This window comes from Brevinematales bacterium, from assembly GCA_026415355.1.
Classification (GTDB): domain Bacteria; phylum Spirochaetota; class Brevinematia; order DTOW01; family DTOW01; genus SKYB106.
Genome location: JAOAHF010000009.1, coordinates 71,867 through 90,372, shown reverse-complemented (window position 1 = coordinate 90,372; position 18,506 = coordinate 71,867). Strand labels below are relative to the sequence as shown.

Annotated in this window: 20 protein-coding genes and 2 tRNA genes; 13 read left to right on the top strand and 9 right to left on the bottom strand. The window is 32.1% G+C overall.

What is annotated here, in order from left to right:
- From N2712_04855 to N2712_04845, 3 genes are all read left to right on the top strand, one after another.
- Nucleotides 1-1,133: hypothetical protein (locus tag N2712_04855; GenBank protein MCX8029308.1), on the top strand; the 1,133-nt coding region annotated here is incomplete at its 5' end.
- A gap of 272 nt (nucleotides 1,134-1,405) precedes the next feature.
- Nucleotides 1,406-3,142 carry a lysine--tRNA ligase gene (lysS, locus tag N2712_04850; GenBank protein ID MCX8029307.1) on the top strand — a complete coding sequence of 579 codons (1,737 nt, stop codon included), beginning with the start codon at nucleotides 1,406-1,408 and terminating at the stop codon, nucleotides 3,140-3,142.
- A 1-nt stretch (nucleotide 3,143) separates the two neighbouring features.
- Entirely contained in the window at nucleotides 3,144-3,776 is a 633-nt protein-coding gene (locus tag N2712_04845) for a hypothetical protein (protein ID MCX8029306.1), read from the top strand.
- Nucleotides 3,777-3,805: 29 nt separating this feature from the next.
- Here N2712_04845 and N2712_04840 read toward each other — a convergent pair whose 3' ends face one another.
- On the bottom strand, nucleotides 3,806-4,036 hold the full coding sequence (locus N2712_04840) for a DUF2905 domain-containing protein (GenBank protein ID MCX8029305.1): 231 nt from the start codon (nucleotides 4,034-4,036) through the stop codon (nucleotides 3,806-3,808).
- A 4-nt stretch (nucleotides 4,037-4,040) separates the two neighbouring features.
- Nucleotides 4,041-4,113 (bottom strand) — tRNA-Gly (locus N2712_04835).
- A gap of 220 nt (nucleotides 4,114-4,333) precedes the next feature.
- On the opposite strand from N2712_04835, the gene N2712_04830 reads away from it, so the two are divergent.
- Nucleotides 4,334-4,756, top strand: coding sequence for a bacteriohemerythrin (locus tag N2712_04830; GenBank protein MCX8029304.1), 423 nt, complete (start codon nucleotides 4,334-4,336; stop codon nucleotides 4,754-4,756).
- A gap of 18 nt (nucleotides 4,757-4,774) precedes the next feature.
- Here N2712_04830 and N2712_04825 read toward each other — a convergent pair whose 3' ends face one another.
- Both N2712_04825 and plsX read right to left on the bottom strand, forming a co-directional pair.
- Nucleotides 4,775-5,569, bottom strand: a complete 795-nt coding sequence (locus N2712_04825; GenBank protein ID MCX8029303.1) for a hypothetical protein — start codon at nucleotides 5,567-5,569, stop codon at nucleotides 4,775-4,777.
- A complete protein-coding gene (gene plsX / locus N2712_04820) occupies nucleotides 5,570-6,583 on the bottom strand; it encodes a phosphate acyltransferase PlsX (GenBank protein MCX8029302.1) in 1,014 nt (337 codons plus the stop codon). It abuts the gene before it with no gap.
- Between the two features lie 172 nt (nucleotides 6,584-6,755).
- On the opposite strand from plsX, the gene coaD reads away from it, so the two are divergent.
- Nucleotides 6,756-7,253: a pantetheine-phosphate adenylyltransferase gene (gene coaD, locus N2712_04815; GenBank protein ID MCX8029301.1), complete on the top strand. Its 498-nt coding sequence runs from the start codon at nucleotides 6,756-6,758 to the stop codon at nucleotides 7,251-7,253.
- Here the strand turns inward: coaD and N2712_04810 are convergent.
- Entirely contained in the window at nucleotides 7,237-8,274 is a 1,038-nt protein-coding gene (locus N2712_04810) for a hypothetical protein (GenBank protein MCX8029300.1), read from the bottom strand. The two genes, coaD and N2712_04810, sit on opposite strands and share 17 nt — an antisense overlap.
- Before the next feature lie 251 nt (nucleotides 8,275-8,525).
- Between N2712_04810 and N2712_04805 the strand changes: the two genes are divergently transcribed.
- A complete protein-coding gene (locus N2712_04805) occupies nucleotides 8,526-9,683 on the top strand; it encodes a FecR family protein (GenBank protein MCX8029299.1) in 1,158 nt (385 codons plus the stop codon).
- A gap of 57 nt (nucleotides 9,684-9,740) precedes the next feature.
- Nucleotides 9,741-10,442 carry a 1-acyl-sn-glycerol-3-phosphate acyltransferase gene (locus tag N2712_04800; protein ID MCX8029298.1) on the top strand — a complete coding sequence of 234 codons (702 nt, stop codon included), beginning with the start codon at nucleotides 9,741-9,743 and terminating at the stop codon, nucleotides 10,440-10,442.
- A 1-nt stretch (nucleotide 10,443) separates the two neighbouring features.
- On the opposite strand, the gene N2712_04795 is transcribed toward N2712_04800, so the two are convergent.
- Together N2712_04795 and N2712_04790 are read right to left on the bottom strand one after the other, a co-directional pair.
- A tRNA-Ala gene (locus N2712_04795) sits at nucleotides 10,444-10,515 on the bottom strand.
- 13 nt (nucleotides 10,516-10,528) lie between these two features.
- Nucleotides 10,529-10,960: a hypothetical protein gene (locus tag N2712_04790; GenBank protein ID MCX8029297.1), complete on the bottom strand. Its 432-nt coding sequence runs from the start codon at nucleotides 10,958-10,960 to the stop codon at nucleotides 10,529-10,531.
- A 159-nt stretch (nucleotides 10,961-11,119) separates the two neighbouring features.
- On the opposite strand from N2712_04790, the gene N2712_04785 reads away from it, so the two are divergent.
- Together N2712_04785 and galT are read left to right on the top strand one after the other, a co-directional pair.
- Entirely contained in the window at nucleotides 11,120-12,073 is a 954-nt protein-coding gene (locus N2712_04785) for a flagellar filament outer layer protein FlaA (protein MCX8029296.1), read from the top strand.
- A complete protein-coding gene (galT, locus tag N2712_04780) occupies nucleotides 12,027-13,076 on the top strand; it encodes a galactose-1-phosphate uridylyltransferase (GenBank protein MCX8029295.1) in 1,050 nt (349 codons plus the stop codon). The genes N2712_04785 and galT overlap by 47 nt, the downstream gene beginning before the upstream one ends.
- A 1-nt stretch (nucleotide 13,077) precedes the next feature.
- On the opposite strand, the gene N2712_04775 is transcribed toward galT, so the two are convergent.
- Together N2712_04775 and fabD are read right to left on the bottom strand one after the other, a co-directional pair.
- A complete protein-coding gene (locus N2712_04775) occupies nucleotides 13,078-14,445 on the bottom strand; it encodes a hypothetical protein (protein ID MCX8029294.1) in 1,368 nt (455 codons plus the stop codon).
- 72 nt (nucleotides 14,446-14,517) lie between these two features.
- Nucleotides 14,518-15,435, bottom strand: a complete 918-nt coding sequence (gene fabD, locus N2712_04770; protein MCX8029293.1) for an ACP S-malonyltransferase — start codon at nucleotides 15,433-15,435, stop codon at nucleotides 14,518-14,520.
- 340 nt (nucleotides 15,436-15,775) lie between these two features.
- On the opposite strand from fabD, the gene frr reads away from it, so the two are divergent.
- The 4 genes from frr to N2712_04750 are packed head-to-tail and all read left to right on the top strand — an operon-like array spanning nucleotide 15,776 to nucleotide 18,441.
- Nucleotides 15,776-16,375, top strand: a complete 600-nt coding sequence (gene frr, locus N2712_04765; protein MCX8029292.1) for a ribosome recycling factor — start codon at nucleotides 15,776-15,778, stop codon at nucleotides 16,373-16,375.
- Between the two features lie 10 nt (nucleotides 16,376-16,385).
- Nucleotides 16,386-17,129 (top strand): polyprenyl diphosphate synthase, encoded by a 744-nt coding sequence (uppS, locus tag N2712_04760; GenBank protein ID MCX8029291.1) that lies wholly within the window; start codon nucleotides 16,386-16,388, stop codon nucleotides 17,127-17,129.
- Nucleotides 17,130-17,134: 5 nt separating this feature from the next.
- Nucleotides 17,135-17,740, top strand: a complete 606-nt coding sequence (gene coaE, locus N2712_04755; protein ID MCX8029290.1) for a dephospho-CoA kinase — start codon at nucleotides 17,135-17,137, stop codon at nucleotides 17,738-17,740.
- Nucleotides 17,737-18,441 (top strand): ribonuclease HII, encoded by a 705-nt coding sequence (locus tag N2712_04750; protein MCX8029289.1) that lies wholly within the window; start codon nucleotides 17,737-17,739, stop codon nucleotides 18,439-18,441. The genes coaE and N2712_04750 overlap by 4 nt, the downstream gene beginning before the upstream one ends.
- Nucleotides 18,442-18,506: the final 65 nt, after the last annotated feature.

Here is an 18,506-nt window from a genome sequence, read left to right as displayed (position 1 = left end):
ATATGCAACATATACAAGAGGACAAGAAAATTGTGAAATACCTTAACAGGTATCTAGAGAACATAGGAGTCTGGCGACTTATTAACATTAAAGACCCGAGGAAGAAGAAAGGAAAGATTCCAATACAAAAACTTATACAACACATAATCGTTGGGTTGATATCAGGAAAGGATAGCAAGAGAGCCCTTGAGAGAAACGGTGAGAGAAAGATAATAGAAGATCAGACTATAGAAAATATACTCAAAAGAATTGATCCCCACAAGATGATAAACCTACTCACACTATCCTCAAAGGCGATACTCTCCTTCTTCAGTTCCTTCGGTGTAACTCCTCAAAGAGGCAGAATAGACGGAACTGTGATGGGTAAGGTGTATATAACCTGCTGTTCTACTAACCTTGGCGGGTATGAGATAATCCTGAGTGCTGTGATGTGTGAAGGAAGGGGGAAGGAACTTGAGGGAGCGAAGGAGATTGTAGAGAAGGTTGATAAGGAGTTTGAAGAGTTGGTGCAGTATGAGTTGGATGGGTTGTATTATGCGAGAACATTCATAAGGAAGACCAGGAAGAAGGTCTTGATAAAGAGCAAAGAGCAGAGACTTGAGGTCTTTAAGAAGCTGGAGTGGTATGTTAAAGTTCTTGAGGAATTCCCAGAGATCGCTTGTGATAGGTGTAAGGTCGTTGAGGGGTATGATGCTAAGAGAGGTAGGAGTTATAAGATAGTGGTTGTTGATGGTGTTGAGGATGAGAACTTGGGTATGGAAGTTGAGGTAGGGAAGGTTATTGAGAGGTGTGGGGATGCAGAGGAGGAGTATTACATCCTCTCAACACAGACAGGTGTTGAACCACAGAGATTAAGAGAGATGGCGATAGAGAGGTGGGGTATAGAGATAAGCTTTAGAGAGAGTAATCTGATAATGAATACAAAGAGATTGAGGTCGCACAACCCCACCTCTACATTCAACTTCGCTATTCTCCAGATTATTGCCATGAATTTGCTCCTATCCTTCTTCCTATATCTACAACTTCGCAAGAGTATGCCTCATACTCTCAACACACTCCCTCTATCACGGAAAGCAAGGTATGTTTTTGAGAGGGTGAGTGTGTTCTACTACCTGGTCTCGCCATTCACTTAACAAGGTATCTCCTTCTTCCTCAGGTTGTGTCGCCAGACTCCTATGTTGAAATATCCAAAAAACCTATTTCTATTTCAGTTTCTGGTGGAGTATTATGCGCATATGAAAACAAACTTGTAGTTATTTGCTAGAGCAACACTTGATATACACTAAAAGTATTAACTATACCCAAATAACTCTCAAATTTTGGAATTTATTAAGAAGTAGATGTCATTTTTGATCTTGGTTAACCTATTGTTTTAAAATTTAGTGCTTTGTTTAGGAGTTTATCTATGAACGAAGAGATAAAAAAAATAAGAATTGATAAGATAAAAAGACTCAAAGAAGCCAATGTTAATCCTTACCCTTACAATTTTGAAGTAACAGATAAAATAAATGCTATAAGACAAAAATATGAACTCGATACTAAAGACTTACCAGTTGCCGTAAAAGGTAAGATAAAAAGAATTTCAAATACTGACAACGGTATTATGCTAAGAGTGGAAGATGAAACAACAAATATAATTTGTTATATATCATCACAGTATAAGGACGAATTCATCAATAAAAAAGAAGGAGATAATGTTTTTTTAAAAGGTAACCTTAAAAGAGTTAATAACACCTTATCTATACTATATAATCCCAATGTTGATATAACAGTATCAAAACCTCTCAAAGATATTGTTTCTCTGTTTGATCTCGATCCAAAGTATGAACACGTATCAGTTGCTGGAAGAATCATAACATTAAGAGATCAGGGTAAGGCAATTTTTGCTCACATAAAAGACATAGAAGGTAAAATACAGATATACATCAAGAAAGATATAGTTGGAGATGAGAAATTCACACTTTTTAAGGATTTTATTGATGTCGGAGACATAATAGGTGCTAAAGGTAAACTATTCAGAACAAAAACTGGAGAACTTACAGTTGAAGTTGAAGATTTTGAAATTCTTTCAAAATGCCTAAATGAAATGCCAGAAAAATGGCATGGTATAAAGGATCCTGAGGTAAGGTACAGACACAGATACCTAGATTTGATAGCAAATACAGAAGTTGGAGAAATATTCATAAAAAGAACCAAGGTAATAAATAAAATAAGAGAGTTTTTCAATTCAAGAGGTTTTTTTGAAGTTGAAACTCCTATACTACATCATATAGCAAGTGGAGCTACAGCAAAACCATTTATTACATATCATAATGCTCTAGGCGAAAACCTTTACTTGAGAATTGCCCCTGAACTCTTTCTAAAGAAGTTAATCGTAGGCGGATTTGAAAGAGTCTATGAAATCGGTAAAAATTTTAGAAATGAAGGAATAGACATACACCACAACCCAGAATTTACTATGATGGAGTTTTACGTAGCTTACTGGGATTACAATGATTTAATCAAATTTACAGAAGAATTACTTAGTTGGCTTGTATACGAAATAAACGGAAGTTATAAAGTCAATTTTGAAAACCATGAAATAAATTTTGAACCACCCTACAAGAAAATAAGATATTTTGAATTCCTAGAGGAACACACCGGAAAGGAAAGAAGTTTCTTTCTAGACGAAAGAAAGGCTAGAGAATATGCAAAAGAAATAGGAATAAACGAAAGTAAACTTACGCATCCAAAGGTAATAGAAAAGATATTCGACCATTTTTCGGACAAGAAGTTTATAGACCCAACATTTGTAATAGACTTTCCAAAAATACTTTCACCGCTTGCAAAAACCCATAGAAACGATAGTGAACTTGTCGAGAGATTTGAACTCTTTATAGGAGGATTTGAAGTCGCAAATGCCTACACAGAGTTAAATGATCCAATCGAACAAAGAATCAGATTTGAAGAACAACTTAAAAGAAGAGAGGAAGGAGACGAAGAAGCGCTTATGCTAGACGAAGACTTTATAACTGCTCTTGAATATGGATTACCACCTACTGCAGGAGAGGGAATAGGAATAGATAGGCTTATCATGATACTAACAAATTCTCACTCCATAAGAGAAGTAATACTATTCCCTACTCTAAGACATAAAGATTAAGATGAAAGTTCTTATCCTAGGCGCTTCAGGAAAAATAGGAAAATTCATAACAGACAAAATAATCAACAAAAACATACTAGAAAATACTAAAGAATTATATCTACATTACAATAACAACCCTATCAAAACAGAAAGTATACCCAAAAGTATATTTGTCAAACAAGTAAGGTTAGACTTACTAGATATGGATAACATCAAAAACTTTGTTACCTTACTTCCCAGCAAAATTGATGTTTTTATAAACCTTTTATCTCTTTTCGAGGAGAGTAGATTTGATTGTGACTTTAGTATAGTTCAAAAGACAATATCAATTAACTTTTCAAACCAAGTTTTGCTTCTCAGAGAAATCCTTCCCAAAGTCTCAGGAGGAGTTATAATACAGTTTCTTGACACTAGCATCCAGTCGCCTTACGTAGAAAAGTACTTCTGGTACTCTGTTTCAAGAAGAGCATTGTATAACTTCTACAAAGAATACATTGAGTATGCTACCAAAAATAAATTTGACCAACATATAGCATTTGTATTTCCCAAAATGGTTAAGACTCAAGAAGAACTTAATCAAATTACCAACATATTTGATAGCATCAAGAATACAGACATAAGAGGAATTTCAGTAGAAGAATTTAAAATCTAAAGACAGTCACTAAAATAATTACACAAACATCAATTACCTTTTTTACCGAATATGGCAAATATGATTGATAAAACAACAGTTAATAGTATACTGATCACTATGCTTGTAACAATGGGAAAAAAGAATACGAAGTTATCCTTTTTGATGTATATATCACCTGGAAGCCCCCTAAAATCAACTTTAGGTAAAACTAAAAAAACAACACCTATAAGAAATATAGTGATACCCACAAATATGAGTAACTTACCTATCTCAGCCATTATGAGCGGGAAACGGGACTTGAACCCGCGACCTCTTCCTTGGCAAGGAAGCGCTCTACCAACTGAGCTATTCCCGCATAACTGCTACTAAATTATACAAAACACTATCGCTATATTTCAACTTACTGAAAACAACTAACGAAATCGAAAACAAAAACTATGCTACACCAACCTTTAGTAGTTGTAAATTACTCTGTAAACACGTAGATTATATAATAGCAAAACAAATTTGAGATTTTAATCAATCACAAAATCAGTTTATATTATTTATAATTGTAGACAGATTTGGAGGACACCATGGAAAAATTCACTTTAACCCCAGATCTTATAGTTGGAGTAGAAACTATTGATAATCAGCACAAAGAACTAATCGATAGAATCAATAAGTTTCTTGCGAAGATAGAGAGTACAGATAAAGCAACACTATCTTCAGAACTAAATATGATTTTTGAGTACATGATAGAATATGCTAATTTCCATTTCTCTGAAGAAGAGAAAATCATGGAACAACACAATTGTCCGATACTGAACCTACAAAAAGTACAGCATCAATTCTTCATTATAGAAGCAAATAAACTAAAATTCGATCTCAAAAGCAAAGGTATAAGCTCAGAAATAATCCAAAAATCACAAAATCTCTTAGTAGAATGGCTCAAATCACACATATCAGGCATGGACAAGAAAATAAAAAACTGTATCCATAAAAACGAACAGCAATAACTATAGCTCTAAAAGACTCTAAAAGAGAGTATCCAAATACTGTATTCTTATCATCCTTTCAAAACTTGGTATAAAAGAATAATTCATAATTAGCGATATTCCAAGCGAACGAATAGGCGAAAATTTGATTTCCGAGAATATAGATGAATTTGTTACTCTTTCAGCTGAGACAAACAAGTTATCAATTCCAAATGAAACTGTAAGAACCTCTGAAAACTTTATGTACGTTGATAAAAACAAAGATGTATTGATTAAACTAACATCACCTACAGGTAGCAGAGGGAACTTGAGTCCAAACACAATATCAGAATAGTTATCAAAAAACGATTTGTACCTAAACGATGCAGGGACATGTAATCCATACAAATTTCGTGAATAGTAATCAGAGGAAAATGCTCTAGTTGAAATACCGTAAGAAAATACATCAACCGCTAGAGAAAGCGAAAAATCATTTATTTCATTTATTATGTTTATTTTCAGAAGTGCCAACGGAATACTAAATGAAACATCAGAACTACCTATTACACCTTGTATATCCTCAAATATACCTATAGTAAAGAAGTCCCATATCCCAACATAAAGTTTTGTTGATACACTACCCTGAGAGTACATTACAAAATCCAAACAAAACATACCCTTTGATAGTGTGTAAGGTGCTTGATTAGGTCCTAGTGTATAGTCATATGTATAAGGTGTTTTTACACTTACGACTGATTCTTCTATTATTATTTTTTTGTTACCTTTAACTTCTTGAGAATTCAAGGGTAATGGAATAAATAACACAAAAATTATCAACACTATCTTACGATACATTTACATTTCTCCGATATCTCTAATAATTTTCTGAATTTTTTCTTGAAGGTTTAGTTTTGAAGTATATGCTGAGTAGAAAATACCACTTTTAATGCTTTTTGCATTAGATGCACCATGACCTATAAAAACATTACCATTAACACCAAGAAGAGCGGCAGCACCATATTCACTGGCATCTGTTTTTCTCTTAAACTTTTTCAAAGCTACCTTCATAAGAGCACCTAAAATAAACCCATACCATTTTGACATTATTTCTTGCTTCATAAGCCTTGATAAAGCTTTGCTTGCACCTTCTGAAGATTTAAGCACAATATTGCCAGTAAAACCATCAGTCACTATCACATCCACATCACCTAAGAATATATCATTACCCTCAACATTTCCTATAAAATCTTGACCTAACTTTTGCATCATTAGTTCTCTTGCCTTCTTTACAACCTCAGTTCCTTTGTAATCTTCCTCACCTATGTTTAAGAGTCCTATTTTAGGACTGTATATTTTCAAAACATTCTCCACAAAAACTTTACCCATAGCACCCAAAATCACATAATCTCTAGGCTCTAGATCGATACTAGCTCCAACATCAAGCAGTACTCTAAATCCATACATAGAAGGTATAACAGTAGCAAGTCCTGGTTTTGAAACTCCATCTATTCTACCTAATTTCAACACAGAACTTATAACAACCGCACCAGTATTACCTGGCGAGAAAAAACCATCAACTTTACCATCTTTCAAAAGAGATAATGCTACCATTATCGAAGAATCTTTTTTCTTCCTGCTGGCCATAAATGGCTCATCTGTCATTTCAATAACTTCGGTAGCATTAACTATGTCAAACTTAGCCTTTTTAAGAAGTCTCTTTGAGTACTTTTTAAGATTTTCCTTTATGAGATCTTCCTTACCAACCATGACAACTGCTATATCCTTAGAAAGACTTGCTTTTATACATCCCTTTACCGCTTCACCTACTCCTCTCTCAGTTCCCATGACATCAACAGCAATATATACCATACTCTAAACTACCTCCAAGGTTGTTTTATAATATATAAAAATCTAGATTATTTTCAATAAAAAATTCATCAATACCTAACTTAAAAATTTAGCACTTAAACAATCATCAAAAAACAAATTTTTGATATTGACTTGATATCTTTTAAACTATAGGACCAACAGGTACAAAATTATGAATAGAGAAAAGGTGGTAGTTTATCCTGGTACATTTGATCCAATCACAAACGGTCACGTTGATATAGCAACAAGAGCAACAAAAATATTCGACAAAGTAATAATAGCAATACCAAAAATATCTTATCACAAAGAACCCTTATTCAGTGTTGAAGAAAGACTTGAGATAGCCAAAATCGTGTTCAAAGATAATCCAAAAATAGAGGTCTTATCATTTGAAGGATTACTGGTAGATTTCGTAAAAAGCACTGGAGCAATAGCAATAGTAAGGGGACTAAGAGCAATATCAGACTTCGAGTACGAACTACAGATAGCACTAATGAACATGGAGATAAAGAATGTGGAAACAATATTCTTTATGACAAGTGAAGAAAATATGTTTGTCAGTTCATCCATAATAAAAGAAGTCGCAATGTTAGGGGGAAATGTTAGCAATAAGGTTCCTTCTATTGTTTATGAAAAACTAAAAGAAAAATTCTCTAAAACTCCCAAATAGCAATTTTACCATCTCTATCCCCTGATATCAGAAAGTTGTTGTTCGGAGTAATTCTTAATGACATTATATCATTACTATGCCATTCGATAGTATTCTCAAGTTTTAGATTTTCCGTGTTCCAAATCTTTATTCTAAAAGATTTCCCACCACTTATAACATATTTAGCAGTCCTATCAAAAATTCCAACTATTATGTCTTTTCTATCTTCGTCAAATATCTTTGACTTTAGATTATAAGAGCTATCCCAAATTGATATATGACTATCTGCAGAGAACAGCGCTGTTTTACCAGCAATAGAATCCACAAACTCAAGAGGTCCTGAATGGGCTCTTAATGTATTTACATGCTTAAGCGTATCAATGTCTAAAACCTTTGAAGTTTTATCAAGACTTGCGGTTATAAGGTAATTACCATCAAAACTTATCTTAACCTTCCATACCTCTTCAGAATGTATTCTCTGCTTATCCTCCAAATTCAGAGCTTTACCATCAAAAGAAATCTTGTAAATAACCCCATTAACATCAGACGCAAATATCTTACCTTTACCAACTTCAATACTCTGTATTCCTTTATCACTTATTCTAAGATTTGTAACAAAGTTCAACTCTCTATCAAAAACTTCAACAAAATCAAAACTCCCAGAAAATATATATTTCCCATCTTCCGAAAACCTTACAGGAGGCCCCCATAAAGCTTGGTATAACCTTCTTATTGATTTTATCTCCTTTATCTGTGGCAGGTTCGATATATCCCACAATTTTATGAATCTATCAGCCCCACTACTAACCATCAATTTCCCATCAGGAGAGATGTCTATGTAATAGACATAGGATGAATGAGCTTGAATCCAGTTTAAAGGAGTTTTTCTTCTTGAAACATCAGATTTGACCGTAACTAATCCATCACTAGTAGTACTAAGCACAATTTGTTGCTTAGGTACAAAAACATCTTCTTTGGTTACCGATTCTTTTGGAGGAGCACACGAAAACAAAAATAAAATAAATGAAATAAAATACCACATACAATAATCACTTTTGAATTTAAAAAAAATTAACTCGTATTTTCAACAAAACTCAACTGAAGTCTAGCGAATAGTACTATTCTTACTATATCAGTCGTAGATCATACTTTCAGAAAACCTACTCTCTCGTTATTTGCTAAAGTAGTACTTCATATACACTAAAAGTATTAAACATACCTACTTAATTTTGAAGTTATTGATTACAGTTTATGTCATTGAAAATGCATATATGCCGTAGTATAATAGTAATTATGGAAAAAGTAAGACCTGGTAGTACCTTAACCGATACTCCTTTAGGTAAAGTAATAACAATACTAGTTGTTATTTTGGTTATTCTAATAGTAATTATAAGTGGATGGTTTATACTATTCCAAAGCAATAAGCAAGACCCTTCTTTAGATATAATAATAGGTGATCCTACCAAAATAAAGTTTATTGCAACAACAGTTATAGGTGATGTAAAAGTCAAAAGAGGTAAAAATATGATTGATTTACAAGTTAATGATACTCTAACAGGAGGAGACACTATAACAGTAGGTAAATCTTCTGAATGCATAATACAAATGAGTCAAAACGCAATTATAAAAATTACGGAAAACTCCAAAGTATCTCTCTCAGGTGTTTTATTATCTATGGACAATAAAGAGGAAAATATAATAACTCTTATAAGCGGAACTATACTCTCTCTAGCAAAAAAACTTGATCAAAAAAACATAAAGATCAGAACAGAAACAGGATTGGTATTAGTAAGAGGAACAAAGTTTTCAGTATACTCAAAGAGTAAAGGAGAAACTACAATAGTAGTTGCTGACGGAAAGATCATATCAAAAGTACGATCAAGATTGGTAGGAGAGATTGCATCAAAAGCAAAAAAGAAAGAAAAACTTATAGTATTAGAAGGGATTTCTGAAAGTATAATTTCATCCGGAAAACAAGTAGACATATCAAAGCAAGACCAATCAGAAGCAGATCAAAAAATTCAATCTCTGATATCCGGCAAAGAATTCGATAACATCGATAAATTAACTCAAAATCTAGAAAAAACAATTCAGAAAGTCTCAGAAGAAATTAAAATAAACCCAAAACAAGCAGATAAAGATAAATTAGAATTTCTTAACAAAAACATTTCAGAAGATATGATAATTGACTTATTAAAAGCAGTTAAAGTATCATTTATACCAACAAAAGAAACTACAGGTTTATACATATCAATAGACAACAACGAACCATCTCAGATACCAATAAGTAAAATGCTTAGAAAAGATAGAAAATATATTGTCACTATAAGAGATAAAGCAGGTAATTTAATTTTCAAAGATACATTTTCATTTAACCAAAATACTAAAATCATAGTAAAGAAAAAGAGCAAGCAAAATGATATTGAAATAAACTATGATCATTATAGATGAAATTTTACTCTTAATTTCTTTGAATTCTAGAGAAAAAAGCAATTATTATATAGTTCGATGGTTGTGATACTAAAAATTTTGTTTCTTGTTTACCTAGCCACACTCATAGTTCCAATAACCATCGTGATTGGAATAAGTGGCATAATATTGAGTCTTTTTTCGAAAAAGTTAGCACACTATGCAGAAAAAGTCTATTTCAACATAATACTATTTCTTACATTCACATCTGTTAAGGTAGTAGGAATTGAGAATATTAAAAAGGGCAATAAATACGTTATAATATCAAATCACCAAAGTGCTTTTGATATAATAGTTTTATCTGCCAAAATTCCTTTTGTAATATCCTGGGTATCAAAAGAATCAGTATTCAATATACCCGTGATAGGTTGGTTTATGAAAGCCATGGGATACATATCTCTTCCTAGAGATAATTTAAAGGAGTCAGTTTTAACCGTTAAGAGCAAAACAAAATCCATTTTTGGTAGTCCTACCATATTTCCTGAAGGCACTAGATCATCTGATGGAAAGTTACAGAAATTTAAAAAGGGTTTTGTATTAATGGCACAAAATACAGGATTAGATATCTTACCAGTTGTTATAAAAGGAACAATTGATATAATGAGAAAAGGATCTCTCTTGATAACACCTTTCAGAAAGGTCGAGATAAAAATACTACCACCAATACCGAACCACGATGCAGTTAATGACAAAGACATAATAGATAAGGTAATGGAAATATATCGCAAGGAACTAAACTAATTGGAGATGAGGGGATTTGAACCCCCGACCCCTGCCGTGCGAAGGCAGTGCTCTCCCTCTGAGCTACATCCCCTAAAATCCCTATTCTAAAGTAATATCGTCTGATATGTTACTACATGGAGAAGAGAAAAAATAAACGTAAGTATTCCTATTAAATCACCATATTGACTTCTCACTCTCAAAATCTGATCCTTTCTTTCTTTTTCAATATTAAGCACCTGAAGTATATAGTGCAAAGATATAGATATACCTGACATAATGATGAGTAACGAAGGTATAGTAGCACCTAGTATCGTTAAATCAGCACCAGTTATGCCTGTTTTAAAACCAAAGTTTGGAGAAAATAAATTCCACAAACCTATAAATATACCAAAAGAACCTATGACTAAGTCAAACCTATCAACTCTGTTAAGAAATCTCTCAAATAAATCCGACCTAAACAACTTTTTAAAAAAATTACCAGCAGACAAAAACCCATATATCATCCCCATTAACGATAGTATTATAACACCAAACATCTTAATCTCCTGAACTTATTATAAGTAGGATAACAAAGATTTTTCAATTAAAATTGCACCCATATAATTAGAATCTAAAATATAAATAATCAAAAATACAGTACTTATGCTAATGGCTTTATTAGAACAACCGATAAAATAAAAAAGAGAGGTTCAACAATGAGGTATTTAATCTTCGTGATAGTCTTTTCGGTATTATTTGTCCCTTACTTGAATGGAGTCATAAAAGAAGTACTTATAGACTTCTCAAAATCTGATGAAATGTTTCTAAGAAATATGCCTCAACCTAAAGAAACTTATGACACTAACGAGAATGGCGTTTATAAAGTTTATGTAAGTGCACAGGAATATTTTATAGAAAACTGGAAAGTAGAACTGAATAGCTCTGCAAAGAATATGTCAATAGTGAATATGGTAAACAGTTATCCAAAAAGGGTTGACAGTAAAGTATATGGAAGTGTCTTAGGTATTAGAGTAAGATTTCCTCAAGGAAACATGCCAGCATATGCTATAATAAGACCTAATTTTAGTATTCCTGTTTTTGACGAGAACGGTAAGTTTATAAATGTAGGTAACGGAGTAGCAATAAACGTAAATGAAATAAAATCTATTTCAGTAAGAGTAGCTGGCAGAAACTATCCATACCAATTAGCAATAAGGCTTATGGATAGAGATTTCAACATACACGAGTACTTCTTAGGAGACTTACTATTCCAAGGATGGAAAACTCTCGTATGGTTTAATCCTAATTTCATTGATGACGAGAGACTCAAAATAATAAAGAGAGATTCTTTGTACCCTAAATCAATACCATTCTACAGACTTGAATCAATAGTTATATATAAAACGCCTCAAGCACAAGGAGGAGATTTTGTAACATATATTCAAGGTATTGACATTGAATACACGCCATTCCTAATAGAACCAGTTGATGATATTGACGATGAAAGTGTATGGCAAATACTAGCAAAAGAAACAATAAGGAGAAAAAATATAGAACAAGCTAGAATGACAGACTTCTTCGAGTTATTACTAAGAGAAAGAAAGAGAATTAAAATGATGTACAATGAGTTACTTGAAGAAACTAAACAACAAAATCAACAATCAAGATAATTCTATGTCAGAACTTAGACAGAATATAGTTTACAAAGAATGGGTAATAATAGCAAAAGAAAGAGCAAAGAGGCCCCACGATTTTATTGACAATAGCCCCAAACTAGTATCAGAAAAAGAATACGATGAAAATTGTCCTTTTTGTCCTGGTAACGAAGACAAATTTCCTCATGCTGAAATAGATAGAATCTCTAGTGATAATGATAAATGGATACTAAGATCTGTATACAACAAGTTTCCTGCTCTCAACGATAAAATCAAATTCGAATGGCAAGAAAAAGACATTTTTAGATCAACTTCCGGGTACGGAATACATGAAGTCATTATAGAATCTCCAATTCATAATACAACTCCCGCAGTAATGTCATACGAGGAAGTTGAAAAGATTATAAGATTCTATAAGCAAAGAGAAACTGCGATAACTGAAAAAGAAAATATAGAATACGTAGTAATATTCAGAAACCATGGCTACAAAGCAGGAGCATCTTTAGTACATCCTCACTCACAAATACTAGCATTACCTATAATACCTAGAGACGTAAAACAAAGAGTAGAAGAAGCATTTAAATACTACAGCGATCATGGGAAATGTGTTTTCTGTAAACTCATAGAAGAAGAAATAAAATCAGGAGAAAGAATAGTAATTGAATCTAATAGTTTTATTGCAATGGTATTATACGCAGCATCATCACCATTCCATTCTTGGATACTACCCAAACATCACAAATCAAGGTTTAGAGATATAACCGAAGAAGAAATAAAAGACCTTGCAAGAGTATTAAAAGATTTCTTATACAAACTTTACAAAGGGTTAAATAATCCAGACTATAACTACATAATTAGAACATCTCCCATATCATATGGGAAAAATAAATTCTTCCATTGGTACATAACAGTAGTACCCAGACTTACAAGATCAGCAGGATTTGAACTCGGCTCAGGTATGTTTATAAACCCATCCATACCAGAAGAAGATGCTAAGTTCTTAAGAAATATTACTTAAGTTATAAAACAATAATATTCTCACTCTCACTTATAAGTGTTTCTATCATTTCCTCAACTCCACTACTCTTAATATCTTCTGCAGTAATAATATCAAGCATTCCATCCTCTGACAAAACTACCGCTATAGCATCCCTATTTCTACTATCAATATATCTTATTGAAGAGTTATACCTTGATCCCCTAGATGGCTTTTCAGCTATTGAAACATCACCATCAAGTATTATACCCATACCATAACACAAACCATCTGTGTCTATTATTATTGCTCCATCAATAGATGTTATAGAAGATATTATATCCGATTTAACATCATCTTTTTCATTAAAAAGACTGAATGGTTCTATTTTAAATATTCTATTTGACAATCTGTTAACCTCAGATTTAGCAACCTCTCTAGTCGTTATTATCATTATCAAACCGTGTGGTAACTTTGAAACATCTGAAATTAACTTAATTAACTTCTTTATCTTATTCTCTTCTAAATCTTTAAATGTCTGCTTTATAGCACTCCTTAATCTTTGTCTATTCAAAGAAGACTTATGAAGTTCTGGAAAACCATTCCTAAACTTTATCATAGATAAAAATGTAGTTTCCTTTATCTTCATAACTAAATCTTTAGGTAACTTTTCTTTTTTCATAAACCCATCTCTTATTAACACTTCCCAAAAATTGTCTACTATGTGAATAAGTATAGATTTGGTACTCTTGATATTCTCAGGCTTGGAAAGACCCACAATTTTATCCTCATACGCTACAACTAATAAATTCTGGTTATGCCCTATTTGCAAGATCTTCCTTATTATCCTAAAATTTTGTCTATCCAACTCTGTCTTGCTTGAAAATTCTATATCCAAACCAATTTTCTCCGGAATAAATACAATATTACTATTAATTTTTTTTCCCTCATAAGTTTCACTCGAAAGAGAATTAAACAAAAAAAATATCTTCTGAAAAGGGAAACTTTTGTATCCAAGCCATCTGAACAATGTAGAGATATATTCTTTTGATATATTTCTAATCATCTCTTCTTTATCTGAAAAAACGAAATTGTTAAAATGACCTATGCTATCAACAAATTTCCTTACTATCTGTATCATCAAAAAATCAAAAAACGATGGAATCTCTTTAGGCAATGAATAGATCTCTGTTTTTCCATAATATACAGCAACCTTCAAGATCAGATCTTTGTACTTAGGTATTTCATGGAAATAAGACTTCCCGTAGTTAGCCAAAGTTCTACCACAATTACTATCACTTGAAGATACTAAACCTACCTCTATTTTCGGTACTTGATACATAAATAGTGAAAGAGTTTCTCTGAGTAGTAATTCGAGATTCTCTTTCACTAAATCCGGATTAATTTCCATAAAAACTATGTTAAAAGTATTTTCTTACTGTTATCTACTTTCAATCAATTATCTAAAAATAGAAAATTCAATTTATAGCAACTCTACTGAGAAAGACAAAATATCAACTTCGGGTAGAGTTTTCTTTATAAGCCCCTTTAGGACTTGACCTGGCCCTACTTCGATTATAGCATCTGGATTAAGAGACTTAATTTTCTGAGTTATACTAGTCCACAAAACAGGTGAGTACATTTGTTTTTCCATAATATCAATGATTTTAGCTTTATCAGACGGATAGGGTTCGGCATTATAATTTGCTATCACAGGTATAGATGGACTACTAATATTAAACGTTTCAAGAAACTTTCTAAACTCTTTTGCGGGTTGCTCCATAAGTTTCGAATGAAAAGCACCCGAAACTGAGAGTTCTACAACTCTTTTTGCTCCGGCAGATTTGAGTAATTCTACGGCTTTTGATATAGACTCCTTATATCCCGATATAACAGTTTGATCTAAAGAATTATAGTTAACAGGCTCAACGTAAAAACCTTCTTTTGTTAAGTTATCACATACTTCCTTGATTTTATCAGGATCAAGACCAATAACAGCAGCCATACCTCCCTTACCTTCGGGATCTGCTTTTGACATAAGTTCTCCCCTCTTTCTAACTATCCTCAAACCATCTTCAAAAGAAAAAACTCCAGCACTATAGAGAGCAGAATATTCACCTAAACTATGTCCCGCAACAGCTAAAATATTAATATCTTTACCTTCTCTTCTAATAATCTCTAACATCGATGCAGAAATAAGAAATATACTAGGCTGAGCATTGTAAGTATCTCTCAATTCATCTTCAGTACCTTCAAATATCATCTTCGCCATATCTACATCTATCACACTACTAGCCTTATCAAAAAGGCCCTTTACATAACTAAATTTATCGTATAAATCTTTACCCATTCCAATCGATTGAGAACCTTGTCCAGGGAAAACCAAAACAACATTTTTCATAAAAATCCCTCCATACTTAAGTATAATTTTAACTATAAAACTAAGTATCTTACGAATAAAACACATATTATCAAATAAACAAAAAATCAACTTAAAAACTACCTATTCCTAAACACTAAAACTCTTAACAAATTAACACTTAGCTTACATATTACAACATTACCCGATCAATGAGATAAAATAACACCATTAGCCATATGATAGCTAAATCTATAACACTTCTACCTAAAAGTCCTACAATTACCTACATTATGATAAACTTCAACTCTATGTATAAAAATCTGTTAATTTGAAGCAGTAGAGCTAGTTTAATTAAAATTATATTTTAGGAGGAAGGGTTATGAAAGGGAAAGACGATAGCAAAGAGGTTAAAAAAGAATTTAACTTTAACCAAGTAAAAGAAGAAATAAAAAAACACTTCGAGGACAGTCTTAATGTTTATAAAGAAGAAATCAAGAAGATAAGAACAGGTAGAGCAAGTACAATTATAATAGAAGACATAAAAGTAGATTATTACAATAATCTAACACCTATAAAACAATTAGCAACAATATCAGTAAGCGATGCATCAACCTTAGTCATATCACCTTGGGACAAAAGTGTATTAAAAAATATTGAAAAGTCTCTTATATCATCAAATCTAGGTTTAAGCATAAGCAGTGATGGAAGCAACATCAAAGTTCATTTCCCACCCTTAACAGAAGAGAGAAAGAAGGAAATAATTAAATTTCTACACACAAAAGCAGAAGAAGCTAAAGTAGCAATAAGAAATATAAGACACAAATACCTAAAGAACGTAAGAGAAGCAAAAGAAACCGCTCATATAAGCGAAGATACCGAAAAAAGATATGAGCAGGAGATCGATAAAATAACTCATGAGTATATCGAAAAAATCGATAGCTTAACCAAAACAAAAGAAAAGGAAATAATGGAAGTATAATGGAAGTATAATGGAAATAGAATCACTTCTTAAAAAAGTTGACTTAAATAACCTACCAAAACATGTAGGAATAATAATGGATGGTAATGGAAGATGGGCCAGATCGAGGGGTTTGCCAAGAATTGAAGGTCACAAAGAAGGTTTAAAAGCACTAGAACAGATATTGGAATTTAACAGATATCTTAAAATACCTTTTATAACTATATACGCTTTTTCGAAGGAGAATTGGCAAAGAGATAAAGAAGAAGTCGATTTCCTTATGTCAATGGCTCTTAAGGTAATAAGAGAAAAAATACACGAATTTAAAACTAAGAAAATAAAGTTTATACATATAGGTGATACTGAAGGTATATCACAAGAACTTTTGGATATGATAAAATTACTTGAGAGAGAAACCCAAAACGGATATGCATATACATTATGCACTGCTTTTAATTACAGTGGAAAGCATGAGATAATGAGGGCAGTAAAACTAATACTAGAAGATTATAAAAAAGGTAATCTACAAGAAAGTACAATAGACGAAGAAACTATATCAAATTATATATACCACCCGGAAGTACCCGACCTTGATCTCATAATAAGAACCAGTGGTGAACAAAGAATAAGCAACTTTATGTTATGGAGAGCTGCTTATTCAGAATTTTACTTCACAGAAGTACTTTGGCCAGACTTCACTCCACATCACTTGATTGAAGCAATAAGAGATTACCAGTCAAGAGAAAGAAGATTTGGCAGAGTACTAACGAGGTGAGATATATGGGACGAAGACCTTCAGTACCTAGAAAACCAAAAAGATTTATACTAGGTATAACAGGTAGAATGTTATCAGGTAAAGACACCGTATGTAAGATTCTAGAAAGTAGAGGCTTTAGAGTAGTTGATGTTGACAAAATAGGACACAGAGTACTTGAAATAAGGAAGGAAGAAATTTTAAAAATGATCGATAAAAACATTCTAGATGATGAAGGTAAAATTGATAGAAAGAAGCTAGCTAGCATAGTATTTTCAGACCCTATGAAGCTACAGGTTTTGAATAAGCTCACACATGGAACAATTAAAGAACTTGTAAGGTTAGAAATTGAAAAAGATGGTTTTTATTGTATCAACGCAGCACTACTTTTTGAAATAGGATTAAATCAGTTTTGCAATCTGGTAGTATACATAAATTCAAGTGAAGACAACATACTATTAAGAGCAAAGATGAGAGGTTTTGATGAAGAAGATGTAAAAAGAAGAATTTCATTTCAAAAGAAACTAGAAGACGTAATAAACGAAGTAAAAATAGTAATAAACAACAATGGAACTATCGAAGATCTACAAAAAGAAATAGAAGAAAAAATATTCTCGATAGTTAAGTTATGAAAATACAATACCTAATTAACCTAATAAACGAATTTGAATATATAATAGGAATCGATGAAGTAGGTAGAGGATGTATAGCAGGTCCAATGTTTGTATGCGCAGTAGCAATAAAACCATCAACTTACATAAATGGAGTAAAAGATTCTAAACTATTAACACCCAAAAAAAGAGAAGAACTCATATCAATTATCACAAAAAATATAATAGATCTAGGAATAGGTATAGCTTCAAATAAAACTATTGATAAATACGGAATTGGAATATCTTTGAGACTAGCAATACTAGAAGCAATAACAAACTTAAAAGTCGAACCTAGATTAATAATAACTGATTATGTGAACTTAAAAAACAAATCTTTCTCAACATTTCTATTATCATCAAACTTACCAAAAAAAGAAAAATACATTGACTTATACAACAGAATAAATGATTTTGACCTAAAGCTACTAGATAATAAAAATTCATATTACTACATAAGCATCAAAAAAGCAGACAAGTACATACACGCAGTATCAATGGCATCTATTATCGCAAAAGTTATAAGAGACAGATATATGAAACACCTTTCCAAAAAATATCCAAACTATTATTTCGAAAAAAACAAAGGATACCTCACAAGAGAGCATATGTTTTCAATTAAAAAACATGGATTCTCTGAAGTACACAGGACATCTTTCAACATCAAATCAAACGTAATATAGTATAATACTACAGAATAACAAACAAAAACAAACATTTAAATATCACACCTAACGAATCAGAACAT

Excerpts from the sequence above, each read along its gene's own strand:
- lysS (MCX8029307.1), top strand. The coding sequence starts at position 1,406 with ATGAACGAAGAGATAAAAAAAATAAGAATTGATAAGATAAAAAGACTC.
- N2712_04845 (MCX8029306.1), top strand. The coding sequence starts at position 3,144 with ATGAAAGTTCTTATCCTAGGCGCTTCAGGAAAAATAGGAAAATTCATA.
- N2712_04840 (MCX8029305.1), bottom strand. The coding sequence starts at position 4,036 with ATGGCTGAGATAGGTAAGTTACTCATATTTGTGGGTATCACTATATTT.
- N2712_04830 (MCX8029304.1), top strand. The coding sequence starts at position 4,334 with ATGGAAAAATTCACTTTAACCCCAGATCTTATAGTTGGAGTAGAAACT.
- N2712_04825 (MCX8029303.1), bottom strand. The coding sequence starts at position 5,569 with ATGTATCGTAAGATAGTGTTGATAATTTTTGTGTTATTTATTCCATTA.
- plsX (MCX8029302.1), bottom strand. The coding sequence starts at position 6,583 with ATGGTATATATTGCTGTTGATGTCATGGGAACTGAGAGAGGAGTAGGT.
- coaD (MCX8029301.1), top strand. The coding sequence starts at position 6,756 with ATGAATAGAGAAAAGGTGGTAGTTTATCCTGGTACATTTGATCCAATC.
- N2712_04810 (MCX8029300.1), bottom strand. The coding sequence starts at position 8,274 with ATGTGGTATTTTATTTCATTTATTTTATTTTTGTTTTCGTGTGCTCCT.
- N2712_04805 (MCX8029299.1), top strand. The coding sequence starts at position 8,526 with ATGGAAAAAGTAAGACCTGGTAGTACCTTAACCGATACTCCTTTAGGT.
- N2712_04800 (MCX8029298.1), top strand. The coding sequence starts at position 9,741 with ATGGTTGTGATACTAAAAATTTTGTTTCTTGTTTACCTAGCCACACTC.
- N2712_04790 (MCX8029297.1), bottom strand. The coding sequence starts at position 10,960 with ATGTTTGGTGTTATAATACTATCGTTAATGGGGATGATATATGGGTTT.
- N2712_04785 (MCX8029296.1), top strand. The coding sequence starts at position 11,120 with ATGAGGTATTTAATCTTCGTGATAGTCTTTTCGGTATTATTTGTCCCT.
- galT (MCX8029295.1), top strand. The coding sequence starts at position 12,027 with ATGAGTTACTTGAAGAAACTAAACAACAAAATCAACAATCAAGATAAT.
- N2712_04775 (MCX8029294.1), bottom strand. The coding sequence starts at position 14,445 with ATGGAAATTAATCCGGATTTAGTGAAAGAGAATCTCGAATTACTACTC.
- fabD (MCX8029293.1), bottom strand. The coding sequence starts at position 15,435 with ATGAAAAATGTTGTTTTGGTTTTCCCTGGACAAGGTTCTCAATCGATT.
- frr (MCX8029292.1), top strand. The coding sequence starts at position 15,776 with ATGAAAGGGAAAGACGATAGCAAAGAGGTTAAAAAAGAATTTAACTTT.
- uppS (MCX8029291.1), top strand. The coding sequence starts at position 16,386 with ATGGAAATAGAATCACTTCTTAAAAAAGTTGACTTAAATAACCTACCA.
- coaE (MCX8029290.1), top strand. The coding sequence starts at position 17,135 with ATGGGACGAAGACCTTCAGTACCTAGAAAACCAAAAAGATTTATACTA.
- N2712_04750 (MCX8029289.1), top strand. The coding sequence starts at position 17,737 with ATGAAAATACAATACCTAATTAACCTAATAAACGAATTTGAATATATA.